8 protein-coding genes are annotated in these 12392 nt (G+C 62.6%); 4 read left to right on the plus strand and 4 right to left on the minus strand.

Features of this window, described 5'->3' with window-relative positions; all coding sequences use genetic code 11:
* Nucleotides 1–25: 25 nt before the first annotated feature.
* Together GNZ12_RS06485 and GNZ12_RS06490 are read left to right on the plus strand one after the other, a co-directional pair.
* The gene (locus GNZ12_RS06485) at nt 26–796 is read left to right on the plus strand and encodes an IclR family transcriptional regulator (RefSeq protein WP_172309566.1); all 771 of its coding nucleotides are present in this window, start codon (nt 26–28) and stop codon (nt 794–796) included.
* A 13-nt stretch (nt 797–809) separates the two neighbouring features.
* A complete protein-coding gene (locus GNZ12_RS06490) occupies nt 810–2291 on the plus strand; it encodes a YfcC family protein (RefSeq protein ID WP_172309567.1) in 1482 nt (493 codons plus the stop codon).
* Here the strand turns inward: GNZ12_RS06490 and GNZ12_RS06495 are convergent.
* Nucleotides 2288–2530 (minus strand): hypothetical protein, encoded by a 243-nt coding sequence (locus tag GNZ12_RS06495; RefSeq protein WP_172309568.1) that lies wholly within the window; start codon nt 2528–2530, stop codon nt 2288–2290. The two genes, GNZ12_RS06490 and GNZ12_RS06495, sit on opposite strands and share 4 nt — an antisense overlap.
* On the opposite strand from GNZ12_RS06495, the gene GNZ12_RS06500 reads away from it, so the two are divergent.
* The gene (locus GNZ12_RS06500; RefSeq protein ID WP_172309569.1) at nt 2529–6116 is read left to right on the plus strand and encodes an indolepyruvate ferredoxin oxidoreductase family protein; all 3588 of its coding nucleotides are present in this window, start codon (nt 2529–2531) and stop codon (nt 6114–6116) included. The two genes, GNZ12_RS06495 and GNZ12_RS06500, sit on opposite strands and share 2 nt — an antisense overlap.
* Before the next feature lie 162 nt (nt 6117–6278).
* On the opposite strand, the gene GNZ12_RS06505 is transcribed toward GNZ12_RS06500, so the two are convergent.
* Nucleotides 6279–6980 (minus strand): copper homeostasis protein CutC, encoded by a 702-nt coding sequence (locus GNZ12_RS06505; protein WP_172309570.1) that lies wholly within the window; start codon nt 6978–6980, stop codon nt 6279–6281.
* A gap of 145 nt (nt 6981–7125) precedes the next feature.
* Nucleotides 7126–8394 (minus strand): sensor domain-containing phosphodiesterase, encoded by a 1269-nt coding sequence (locus tag GNZ12_RS06510; RefSeq protein WP_172309571.1) that lies wholly within the window; start codon nt 8392–8394, stop codon nt 7126–7128.
* Between the two features lie 384 nt (nt 8395–8778).
* Between GNZ12_RS06510 and GNZ12_RS06515 the strand changes: the two genes are divergently transcribed.
* Nucleotides 8779–10434 carry a Na+/H+ antiporter gene (locus GNZ12_RS06515; RefSeq protein ID WP_172309572.1) on the plus strand — a complete coding sequence of 552 codons (1656 nt, stop codon included), beginning with the start codon at nt 8779–8781 and terminating at the stop codon, nt 10432–10434.
* Nucleotides 10435–11438: 1004 nt separating this feature from the next.
* Here the strand turns inward: GNZ12_RS06515 and GNZ12_RS06520 are convergent.
* Complete coding sequence (locus GNZ12_RS06520) at nt 11439–12392, minus strand: patatin-like phospholipase family protein (protein WP_172309573.1); 954 nt, start codon at nt 12390–12392, stop codon at nt 11439–11441.

Consider the following 12392-nt stretch of genomic DNA (forward strand, 5'->3'; position numbering starts at 1 on the left):
TGACGCAACCTAGGAAGGAACAACCGTGAACTACATCGTCGATTCCGTCGACAGCGCGCTCAAGCTGCTGAGCCATGTCGCCGAACATCCGGGTCTCGGCGTCACCGAGCTCGCCAATCAACTCGGCATCAACAAGTCGCGCGCTTACCGCATGTTGTGCACGCTCGAATTGCATCGCTTCGTCGTGCAGGACACACGCGCCTCGACCTACGCGCTCGGTCCGCAGGCGTTCGTGATCGGCGTCGCGGCCGCGCAGCAGAACACACTGGTGCGCTCGGCGCAAAAGCACATGCTCGCGCTCAATCAGGCGATCAACGAAAACGTCGTGCTGCGCGTGCGCGAAGGGCTGGAAACGGTGTGTGTCGCGCGTTGCGAAAGCACGCACGAGATGCGTATGATCGGCGCGGTGGGCAACCGGCGCTCGCTCAACAGCGGCGCGTCCGGCAAGATCCTGCTCGCGTTCGCACCGGACGCCGTCAGGACCGAATACTTCGCGCACCTGAAGAAACTGCCGCAGCCGCCGGACCTGATGAAGCTCGTCGACGAACTCGATGTGATCGTGCGCAGAGGCTATGCGGTGAGCGTGGGTGAAGTCACGGCGGGTGCGGTGGCCATCTCGGTGCCGGTACGCGATATGAGCGGCCAGGCAGTGGCCGCGATCAGCGTCTCGGGGCCAGAGATGCGCATCAGCCGGATTGAGATTCCCGATTACCTCGAACGTCTGCAAGCGTGCAGCCGCACGATCTCCGCCGAACTCGGGTACACCGCGCCGCAGATGAATCCGCAGCCGGCATGACAGGAACCCGCCCATGACCACGCTCGCCCCACCCACGGCGCCCACCGCCGACGACGACCATCCTCCAGGCAGCCATCCCGGCAGCGGCAGCGATGAAAAGAAGCCCCACGGCAAGATGCTGCATCCGGTGGTGATGATGATCTGGGTCGTGCTCGCCGCCGTGGCGATGACCTATCTGATCGACGCCGGGCACTTCGAGCGTCACGACAAGCTGGTCGTGCCGGGCACCTATCAGGTGGTGCCGAAGAGCCACAGCCTTGCCACGCTGATCGCACCGAGCGTCACCCAAAGCACGCCCGAGCAGGCCGCGCCCGCGAGCCTCGTGTCGGCCTTCGTCGCGGTCCCCAATGGCCTCATCAAGAACGCGCCGCTGATTTTCATGGTGATGTTCGTCGGCGGCATGTTCGGCGTGATGCGCAAGACGGGCGTGGTGGATGCAGGGATCGACCGGCTCCTGCAACTCACCGCGGGCAACGTCTATGTGCTGGCGCCGCTGCTCATGGTCCTGATCGGCCTCGGCAGCACGCTGCTCGGCTTCATCTCCGAATACCTCGTGATCATTCCGATGGTGATGGTACTGGCACGGCGGCTCGGTTTATCGAACCTGTTCGCGGTGGGGCTCGTCGCGATTGCCGCGAAGGTCGGGTATATCGCCTCGGTGACCAATCCGTTGTCGCTCGCCGTCGCGCAGCCGATCGTCGGTGTGCCGCTCTTTAGCGGTATCGCGATGCGCATCGGTGTGTTCGTCGTGTTCCTGACGCTGGGCATTCTGTATCTGCTGGCTCACGTGCGTTTGAGCGGCTATCGGTTGGCCGTCGCACGCGCGAGTCTGGACGAACACCCGCAAGCTAAGCTCTCGGGCCGCCACAAGGCGACGTTAATCGTGCTGACGATCGCCGCTGCGATGCTGGTGATCGGCACGCGTGAATTGCATTGGGGCAACGTCGAGTTGTCCGCGTTCTACGTGTTCATCAGCATCGTGACGGCGGCCGTGGGCAGGCTCGATTCGCGCAGCGCGGCCGACGCTTTCGTCGACGGCATGAAGGGGATGATTCTGGCGGGTTTGCTGATCGGTCTCGCGGCATCGGTCGAACTGATTCTGCAGAACAGCCTGGTGCTCGACACGCTGATCGACCATTTCACGCGGCTCGCGCGCGGCCAATCGGCGGTGTGGGTGGCGAACGGCCTGATGGCCGTGCAGATGGTGCTCGACGTGTTCATTCCGTCCGTGTCCGGCAAGGCCGCGGTCAGCATGCCGATCATTGGGCCGATTGCGCAGTTGTCCGGTGTTAGCGGGCAAACCTCGGTGCTCGCCTTCGTGTTGGGCGGCGGCTTGACGAACATGGTGACGCCGACCTCCGGAATGCTGCTCGCGTATCTCGCCACCGCGCGGGTCGGCTTCGGTCAGTGGATCAGGTTCATCCTGCCGCTGTTCGTGGTGCTGCTGGTGCTGTCGGGTGGCGCGCTGGCGTTGGCCGTCTGGACGGGGTATTAAAAGGCGGATTTCACCCTTGCGCGGCGCACCAGGGCATACCCGAATCCGCCCGCCGCGTGGCAGATCCATCTCAAAACTTCATTAAAACGCGCGGCCCGTCGCGCTGTTTCGTTGAACGCCTGACCAAGTAGAAAAAATTCACTCCAATCGGCGCTAAAAAATAGAGTCTCTTTCGCCGCGTCACCTTTTGTGGTCCCCACCCACGGCGCGCGGATGCAAAACAATGGAGACTCACCCATGACCGCTCGCCTGCCCATCGACGGCACGCCCGCTCTCGCCGACTACAAGCTGTCCGACAACCTCACCGCCACGCGCGGCCGAATCTTCCTGACCGGTACACAGGCGCTGGTGCGCCTTGCGCTGATGCAGCGCGCAGCCGACCGCGCGCACGGCATGAACACGGCCGGCTTCATTAGCGGCTATCGCGGCTCGCCGCTCGGCATGGTCGACCAGCAGTTGTGGAAAGCGCAGAAACTGCTCACGGCGAGTGATATTCGCTTTTTGCCGGCGATCAACGAAGAACTCGGCGGCACCGCCGTGCTCGGTACGCAGCGGGTGGAATCGGACCCGGAGCGCACCGTCGAAGGCGTGTTCGCCATGTGGTACGGCAAAGGCCCCGGCGTGGATCGCGCGGGCGATGCGCTGAAGCACGGCAACGCGTACGGCTCGTCGCCGCACGGCGGCGTGCTGGTGGTGGCGGGCGACGACCACGGCTGCGTGTCGTCGTCGATGCCGCACCAGAGCGACTTCGCGTTGATGGCGTGGCATATGCCGGTGGTGAATCCGTCGAACATTGCCGACATGCTCGAGTTCGGCCTGTATGGCTGGGCGCTGTCGCGCTTCTCGGGTGCGTGGGTCGGGTATAAGGCGATTTCGGAAACCGTCGAATCCGGCTCCACTGTCGATCTGGATGCGCTGCAAACCGAATGGGCGACCCCGCAGGATTTCGAAGCACCCGCAGGCGGCCTGCATAACCGTTGGCCCGATCTGCCGAGCCTGACGATCGAAGCGCGGATGCACGCGAAGCTCGACGCGGTGCGTCACTTCGCACGCACCAACAGCATCGACAAATGGATCGCGCCGAGTCCGCATGCGAACGTCGGTATCGTCACGTGCGGCAAGGCGCATCTCGACTTGATGGAAACGCTGCGCCGGCTCGATCTGACAGTCGCGGATCTGGAAGCGGCCGGCGTGCGCATCTACAAGGTTGGCCTGTCTTTCCCGTTGGAGATGACGCGCATCGACGCGTTCGTTTCCGGTTTGTCAGAAGTGCTGGTGATCGAGGAAAAGGGCCCGGTCATCGAGCAGCAGATCAAAGACTATCTGTACAACCGCACGCAAGGCACGCGGCCGATCGTGGTCGGCAAGAACGCCGAAGACGGCACGCTGCTGCTGTCGTCGCTCGGTGAATTGCGGCCGTCGCGCATTCTGCCGGTGTTCGCGAACTGGCTCGCGAAGCACAAACCCGCGTTGGATCGCCGCGAACGTGTGGTCGATCTGGTTGCGCCGCAAATCCTCTCGAATGCGGCGGATAGCGTGAAGCGGACGCCGTATTTCTGCTCGGGCTGCCCGCACAACACATCGACCAAAGTGCCTGAAGGTTCTATCGCGCATGCGGGGATCGGCTGTCACTTCATGGCGTCGTGGATGGAGCGCGACACCACCGGTCTGATTCAGATGGGCGGCGAAGGCGTCGATTGGGCCTCGCATTCGATGTTCACGAAAACGCGCCACGTATTCCAGAATCTCGGCGACGGCACCTACTTTCACTCGGGTATTCTCGCGATCCGCCAGGCGGTGGCCGCGAACACCACCATCACCTACAAGATCCTCTATAACGATGCCGTCGCGATGACGGGCGGCCAGCCGGTCGACGGCAGCATCTCGGTGCCGCAGATCGCGCGTCAGGTGGAAGCCGAAGGCGTGTCGCGTTTCGTCGTGGTCAGCGACGAGCCGGAGAAATACGACGGCCATCACGACCTCTTCCCGAAAGGCACGACGTTCCACCATCGCAGCGAAATGGACACGGTGCAGCGCGCGTTGCGCGATATCGACGGCGTGACCGTGCTGATCTATGACCAGACCTGTGCGGCGGAAAAACGGCGTCGCCGGAAAAAAGGCGAGTTTCCCGATCCGGACAAGCGTCTGTTCATCAACGAGGAAGTTTGCGAAGGCTGCGGCGATTGCGGCGTGCAATCGAACTGTCTGTCGGTCGAGCCGCTTGAAACCGCGTTGGGCCGCAAGCGCCGCATCGATCAATCGTCCTGCAATAAAGACTATTCCTGCGTGAACGGTTTCTGCCCGAGCTTCGTCACGGTGGAAGGCGGCAAGCTGAAGAAAGCCGCAGGCGCCGCGTTCGATCCGGCAGCGCTCGCTGCACGCGTCGACACGTTGCCGATTCCTGCGACACATCTCGATGCCGCGCCGTACGACATCCTGGTGACCGGCGTTGGCGGCACGGGGGTCGTGACCGTCGGCGCATTAATCAGCATGGCCGCGCATCTGGAAGGCAAGAGCGCCTCGGTGCTCGACTTCATGGGCTTCGCGCAAAAGGGCGGCTCGGTGTTGTCGTTCGTGCGCTTCGCCGCGCGCGACGAGTGGCTCAATCAGGTGCGCATCGACACGCAACAGGCCGACGTGCTGCTCGCCTGCGATATGGTGGTGGGCGCGAGCGCCGATGCCTTGCAAACGGTGCGTCATGGCCGCACGCGCATCGTCGTCAACACGCACGCCATTCCGAACGCGACCTTCGTGCAGAACCCGGATGCAACGCTGCATGCCGACGCGTTGATCGACAAGATGCGCCACGCCGCGGGTGAAGACCGCATGTCGACGTGCGACGCCCAGGCGCTCGCCACGCGCTTCCTTGGCGACACCATCGGCGCGAACATCCTGATGCTCGGTTATGCCTGGCAACTCGGTCTGGTGCCGGTGTCGTTCGCCGCGATGATGCGCGCGATTGAATTGAACAACGTCGCGGTGCAGATGAATCAACTGGCGTTTTCAATTGGGCGTGTGGCTGCGGAAGACCCGGCCGCGCTGGAATCGCTGTGGCAAGCACGGCATCTGGCGAAGCAGGCGGTGCGCGTCGATACGCTCGACGAACTGATCGCGCATCGCGAAGGCCGTCTCCAGACGTACGGTGGCGCGAGCTATGTGAAGCGTTATCGCGCGCTGGTCGATGCGGCGCGCCGTGCCGAAACCGCGGTCGATGCAAAGAGCGAGCGCATCACGCGCGCCGTGGCGACGACGTTCTATCGTCTGCTCGCGGTAAAAGACGAATACGAAGTCGCGCGGCTGCATACGGATGCGGCCTTCCGTGAAGCGCTGGAAGCGCAATTCGAAGGCGTGGCGGGCAAGGACTTCGGCATCAAGTTCAACCTCGCGCCGCCGACGCTCACGCGTCCTCAACCGGGCGTCAATCCGACCAAGAAGACGTTCGGTCAATGGATGTGGCCGGTGCTCGGCGTGATGGCGAAATTCAGCGGTCTGCGTGGCACGATGCTCGATCCGTTCGGCCGCACGCTCGAACGTAAGATGGAGCGCGAACTCGCCGACGACTATGAAACCACGCTGCAACGCGCGTTCTCGAAGCTCAACACGAGCAATCTGGAAGACGTCGCGAAGCTCGCCGATCTGCATGCTCGTGTCCGCGGTTATGGTCACGTGAAGCTGGCGAATCTGGCGGGTGTGAAACGCGGCGAGCGCGATCTCGCTGCGCGCTTGCAGATCGAAGCAGCGACGAGCCCATCGGTGAAGAAGTCGTTGGAAGAGGTGAAGGGCGCCGGGCAGTTGCGCGGTATTCCGGTGGTCGTCGCGAAGTAGTTCTTTCGCGGGTGAATGAAGAACGCCGCTTCGAGTTGAACCTCGAAGCGGCGTTTTTTTGCCTGATGGAATGGTGACGCGTTGCGTCTGGTAGCGTTGATTTTCCGCCGGATCGTTTTGCTACGCGCTGCGTCCAATAGCGCTGGTTATCTTCCTGACGAATCAGCTACGCTTTGCGTCCAGTAGCGCTCTCACCTGCGCGACTTTCGCCGCGTCAACGGGCGCAAGACCGTTGACGCCAACGCGCACCCCCGAACCGAAGTGAACCGCTTGAACTTGCGTCGCGCTCAGGAAGCCGGCAACCGCGTCGATGGTCAAACCCGCGCCCGCCAGCACCGTGCAACGTGAGCCGGACGCTTGCCGTACCAGGTCACGCATGATCGACTCTGCCTGCAGTACAGAAGGTTTGCCGCCCGAGGTCAGCACATTCGTCACGGCATCGAAACCGAGCAGCACGTCGAGCGCTTTTTGCAGATCACGCGTTTTGTCGAATGCACGATGGAAGGTGATCGCCAAGCCATCCGCCGCATCGATCGCACGCGCGAGGCCTTCGCGATCGATCTCACCGTCTGCCGTCAGCATGCCGATCACTACGCCGTTCGCGCCGGCCGCTTTGACGGCACGCACGTCGCGCAGCATCACGGCGTAGTCGTCGGCGTCGTACACGAACGAGCGGCTATGCGGCCGCACGATCACGTTGACGGGGATATCAACCGCGGCAACCACCGCTTCGATCAACCCAAGACTCGGCGTCAAACCGCCCTCGCCCATTGCCGTGACGAGTTCGAGACGGTTCGCACCGGCCTGCGCGGCAAGCCGGGCGTCGGCAACGGTGGTGGCGATGATTTCGAGTAGGACGGACATGAGCGCGGCTGTGTGTCGTTGAAAACGACATGATCTCAGAACCGCCACTCACCGTTCCGATCTATACCATCAGAGCCACTACTCGCCCTTCCAATCTGGACCACCAGGACCGCCGCTCACCCTCCCGAGCGACCCATCAGAACCGCTATTCTTCGACCCAATCAATATCGCCGCAGAGCACACATGTCTGCTCACCGACACGCGTCGCCACCGACAGCGTCACACACGGCAATGCCTCGTTGATTGACAGATACGGGCGCGTCACATGCACGCGTTCCGGCGCATTGATCGCCGCGCGGAAATACGGACGACGCAGCCAGTTCGCCCCTTGCGCATCAGCCAGCGGCAAAAAGCGCGTCTCATGTGCCGCGCGATCGGCGCGCAATACGACGTTGCGGCCCGCCTGCTTGCCCTTCGCGTCAAGCAGGAAACAGCGCGCGGCATGGTCGAGCGCGAGGAAATTCCAGCACACTTCCTCGAGCGGTTCGCCGGCGGCGAGCCGTTCCGCTGCGCGCTCGAACGCCCGCAGGTACGGTGTGAGACGGCTCCCATTGCGGCGCTCGCGCGCTTCGGACTGGTCGCGATAGCGGTCGGTGACTTCGCTGATGCACGTCGTGGCGTGCGCTGCGTCGGCCGCGCCGGGATTCGGTCGGCCGAAGAAAAATCCCTGCACGAAGTCCGCGTCGCAGCCGAGCGCCATCTGCGCTTCATGCTCCGTTTCGACACCTTCGATCAGCACCAGCTTGCCCGCTTCGTGCAGCAACGCCACCAGCCCCGGCAGAATCGTCGCCATATCGGCACGATGTGCGGCGTGCGACAGCATGATGCGGTCGAGCTTCACGATATCGGGATTCAATTGCCAGATCCGTTCGACGTTTGAGTGGCCCGCGCCAAAGTCGTCGAGTGCGATCAGGAAACCGCGCTCGCGAAACTGGCGCACCGCGTCGACGAGCCGTTCGAGATCTTCTGCGCCCTGTTCGAGTACCTCGAGCACGATCCGCCGCGGCGACAGATCGAGTCGCTTCAGGTTGGCCAGCAAGGCGGCGGCGAGATACGGATCGGTGAGCGCGCCGGGATGGACGTTCAGAAACAGCCATTCGCGCTCGGCGCCGAGTACCTTGAAGTTCTCCAGATGCAGGGTCTGGGCGAGCCGGTCGACTTGCAGCACATCACCCAGGCGCGCTGCTTCTCCAAATACGTCGAGCGGCGAAACGGGGCGGTCGAGCGCGTCGTGCGCGCGCAGCAGCCCCTCGTAGCCAACCGCCCGCATATGCGACAGGCTGAAAATCGGTTGAAACACGCTGGTCAACGTCAGCTCGCCATGCTGCGCCGAAAAACGTTCGAGCCCCGACGTCACCTCGACATCGAAGCCATGCGGCGCAATGGCCGTCCTTTCCTGTTGCGCAATCGTCATGCAATCCTCTCACGCGAGAGCCGGGCCGGTCCGAACGCGGAAGCGAACAACCTCGGCACCGTTTCCCAAAATGTGCGTCATCGATATTCCTTAAGCAAGCTCCATGCGCACGCTGGCGCACATTCGAATGAAATTTGCAGGTCCGGTTGCACCGGTGGAAGGGACGATGCGCCGCGCACGGGCGTGACGCGCACCATAAAGGTGCAACGTCTCGCCGCGACACTTCCTGGCCGTGCTCGCGGGCGTCTTGCCGGGGTGGCGATGGCGCGATGCGTCGTCGGGCTAAACTTCGGCCTTGTTCCTTACACACACCTCACGACCGATATGCGGCGACATCGTCGACGATCGAAGAGGAAGCACCGTTATAGCGCCATAAATAGATCGATGGATATTGTCTTTACCGTACTGATACTTCTGCTCGCCGTCGCCGCTTCCGGCGTCGTTACCCGGATACTGCCGATCGCCTTGCCGCTGCCGCTCGTCCAGATCGCGATTGGCGCATTGCTCGCGTGGCCGAGGCTCGGACTGCATGTCACCTTCGATCCGGAAATTTTCATGATGCTGTTCATTCCGCCGCTGCTGTTCGCGGATGGATGGCGCATTCCCAAGCGCGAATTGTTCATGGCGCGCCGCTCCATTCTGATGCTGGCGCTCGGCCTCGTTTTCATGACGGTGCTGGCAGTCGGCTACTTCGTGCATGCGCTGGTGCCGTCGATCTCGCTGCCGGTCGCGTTCGCGCTTGCCGCGGTGCTGTCGCCGACGGATGCGGTGGCGCTAACAGGTATCGTCGGCAAGGGCAGAATTCCTGGACGGCTAATGCACATCCTCGAAGGCGAGGCGTTGATGAACGACGCATCGGGCCTTGTCGCCTTGAAGTTCGCAATTGCGGCGGCGCTGACGGGTGTGTTTTCGCTGCGCGACGCATCGATCAGTTTCGTGATCATCGCGGTGGGCGGTCTCGCGACGGGCGCGGCGGTGAGCTGGCTGTTCAGCTTTGTATCGGCGCGCTTTCTGAGTCTTAACGAAGAGGGTGATCCGGCGCCCGGCGTGGTGATGACACTGCTGATTCCGTTCGCCGCGTATCTGATCGCCGAGCGTTTCGAGTTGTCGGGCATTCTGGCCGCCGTCTCGGCCGGCATGATGATGAACTACGCGAGCATTTGGAATGCCGGGCCGGTGTCATCGCGAGTGCGCGCGAACAGCACGTGGACGATGATCGAGTTCGTCTTCAACGGCATGGTGTTCATTCTGTTGGGGCTGCAGTTTCCGCACATTCTTGGCCGCGCGTTGTTTGACGCGCACGAGACCAGCAACGCGCAGGTGTGGTTGCTGATCGGCTACATCGCCGCGGTGGCGGTGGCGCTCTACGCGCTGCGTTTCGTGTGGGTGTGGCTGCTACGCTGGTTCGCGAGCCGCGGCGCGGCGAAGCACGGCGTAGCCAACGCGGTGCCCGGCCTGCGCACGGTCACGGTGACGACGGTGGCCGGCGTGCGTGGCGCGGTGACGCTGGCGGGTGTGTTGTCGCTGCCCGAGGTTTTGCCCGGCGGCGCACCGTTACCCGGGCGGGACCTCGCGATTTTCATTACCTCGGGGGTGATTCTTTTATCGCTGCTGGTGGCCGTGGTGGCGTTGCCACTGCTGCTGCGTGGCTGGCGGCGAGGAAAGGATCCGCATGCCGCAGAGGAAGTGCTGGCGCGCACGACGGCTGCGCAAGCAGCGATTCGTGCGGTGGACGAAGTGCATGATGTCGAGTGTGCGGATCTTGATGAGTCGGCATCGGCGTATGCCGCGGATGTCACGGCGAGGGTGATGGACATTTATCGGCGAAGGCTTGCCACGCTGGGCGACGAACAGGAGCCACGGGAGTTGGCGCGCCGTGCCGATGCGCTGGAGTTCCGGATGAAGTTAGCGGCAATGCGCGCCGAGAGGAAGGCGCTGCTCGCGCTGCGCAGTTCTCAGGAGATTAATGATGAGACTTTGAATAAGCTCATGCGGGAGGTGGATTTGTCGGAAACGGCGCTGACTGTTCGGAGGAAGTAAAAGGGGTGTTGTTTGCCTGCGGCGCGCTTTTTTCTGTTTGCCTGCGGGGTTGGACTTTGCTTGGTTTTTTTGCCTGCGCGGCGCTTTTTGGTTGTGCCCTTACGGCGTTGGCCTTTCCTTGATTTGATATTGGATTATTAGCGTCGCCCCTGTGCGGGGCGGGCACCTACTTTTCTTTGCCTGCCGCAAAGAAAAGTAGGCAAAAGAAAGCGGCTCAAACCGCAAATTTTTAAGCGGGTCCCCCGCGCAGCCACGGTAGTGGTGCATCTGGAATCTGTGTTCTCGCACCTTCAGCGTCAGTGACAAAGGGCTCATCAGCGCCCACTCCGCACTACGTGCGTCGCGGATGGGTCTGCCCGGGAAACCGTGAGGCTTCGATTGCGCGTGGTGGGAACCATCGGCTTCGCCTCGGCAAAGTGCCCAAGTATCCAAAAGACAATTTGCGCCAGCAAATGAAAGCCCGATAACTCAGGCCGAACGAAACGCCGGTGCGGCGCAGTTGCAGTTGCGGTGGCACTCGCACTCGCACTCGCAGTGGCAGTGGCAGTGGCAGTGGCAGTGGCAGTGGCAGTGGCAGTGGCAGTGGCAGTGGCAGTGCAATGATGAGCCAGGGGTCTGAGCAAAACGCAAGAGCTGAATCGCAGCGGACGGTTTTAAGAAGTACCGTTCGGCGCGCGCAGCGCCGCCGGAAGTATGACGCCCATGTCACTCACGCCGAATGTGCGGGAACACAGATTCCAGATGCACCACTGCCCCCTCCAAGCCAGGGGACCCGCTTAAAAATTAGCGGTTTGAGCCGCTTTCTTTTGCCTACTTTTCTTTGCGGCAGGCAAAGAAAAGTAGGTGCCCGCCCCGCACAGGGGCGACGCTAATAATCCAATATCAATTCAAGGAAAGGCCAACGCCGTAGGCATACAGAGAGAAAGCGCCAAGCAGGCAAAAAACCCAGGAAAAGCCCATCGCCATAGGCACACAGACAAAGCGCCGCGCAGGCAAAAAAAACCTTAATCAATCCCTAATCGAGCCCGAATCGCCGGCAACATAACCTCCACCGCCGCGCGCCCCTCCTCAATCGCCGGACCGGCACGGTGAAAATCAAAAATCCCCATCCCACCCAGCCGCGGCTGAATCAAAATATCGGCCGGCTCGCCAGCAAGGCGACTCCGCGAAATCCGCACCTGCATGATGTCAATACTCTGCGCGATCGAACTCAGCATCGACGGCACCCGCGCACTCGGCGCCGGCGCCACCCGCACATCATCGGAAGCGCGCCCTTCCGCCGGCGCAAGCCACCGCGGCCAAGGCTTCCCGTTCCGCCGCAGCGCGACCGGCGGCGGCGCATCCGGATCGAGCGCCGGCGTGTCGACCGCCGCGCCGCCAAAATCGCGCCCATTCAGAATGTCGTTGTTCAGATCGACCGCGATCACGCAGTCCGCACGCATGCCGCGCGCCACCGAGACCGGCACCGGATTGCTCAAGCCGCCGTCCACCAGCCACACGCCGTTGTAAAACACCGGCGTGAAAATCCCCGGAATCGCAATCGAGGCGCGCACCGCATCGACCACGCTGCCGTCCTGCAACCAGCTCTCGCGTCCCGAATCAAGTTCGGTGGCCACCGCCGCGAACGGCATGTTCAACTGCGCAATCGAGCGGCCGGCGAATTTGTCCGCGAATATCTGGATCACCTTGCGCCCACCGAGCAAGCCGCCTGAAAACCGCAGATCGAGTAGCCGCACCACCGTCTGCCAGGTGAGCCGCGAAACCCACTCCTCCAGCCAGTCGAGGTCGCCGTTCGCGTAGATCGCGCCCACCAGCGCGCCGATCGACGTGCCGCACACCACATCCGGCTTGATGCCCGCATCGTGCAACGCGCGAATCGCGCCAATATGCGCCCAGCCGCGTGCGGCCCCACCCCCCAACACCAGCCCGATACGGCTGTATCGACGTCGATGTATCAT

The organism is Paraburkholderia solitsugae, assembly GCF_013177695.1.
In the GTDB taxonomy this organism is placed as follows: Bacteria; Pseudomonadota; Gammaproteobacteria; order Burkholderiales; family Burkholderiaceae; genus Paraburkholderia; species Paraburkholderia solitsugae.

Excerpts from the sequence above, each read along its gene's own strand:
- GNZ12_RS06520 (WP_172309573.1), bottom strand. The coding sequence starts at position 12,392 with ATGATACATCGACGTCGATACAGCCGTATCGGGCTGGTGTTGGGGGGT.
- GNZ12_RS06515 (WP_172309572.1), top strand. The coding sequence starts at position 8,779 with ATGGATATTGTCTTTACCGTACTGATACTTCTGCTCGCCGTCGCCGCT.
- GNZ12_RS06510 (WP_172309571.1), bottom strand. The coding sequence starts at position 8,394 with ATGACGATTGCGCAACAGGAAAGGACGGCCATTGCGCCGCATGGCTTC.
- GNZ12_RS06505 (WP_172309570.1), bottom strand. The coding sequence starts at position 6,980 with ATGTCCGTCCTACTCGAAATCATCGCCACCACCGTTGCCGACGCCCGG.
- GNZ12_RS06500 (WP_172309569.1), top strand. The coding sequence starts at position 2,529 with ATGACCGCTCGCCTGCCCATCGACGGCACGCCCGCTCTCGCCGACTAC.
- GNZ12_RS06490 (WP_172309567.1), top strand. The coding sequence starts at position 810 with ATGACCACGCTCGCCCCACCCACGGCGCCCACCGCCGACGACGACCAT.
- GNZ12_RS06495 (WP_172309568.1), bottom strand. The coding sequence starts at position 2,530 with ATGGGTGAGTCTCCATTGTTTTGCATCCGCGCGCCGTGGGTGGGGACC.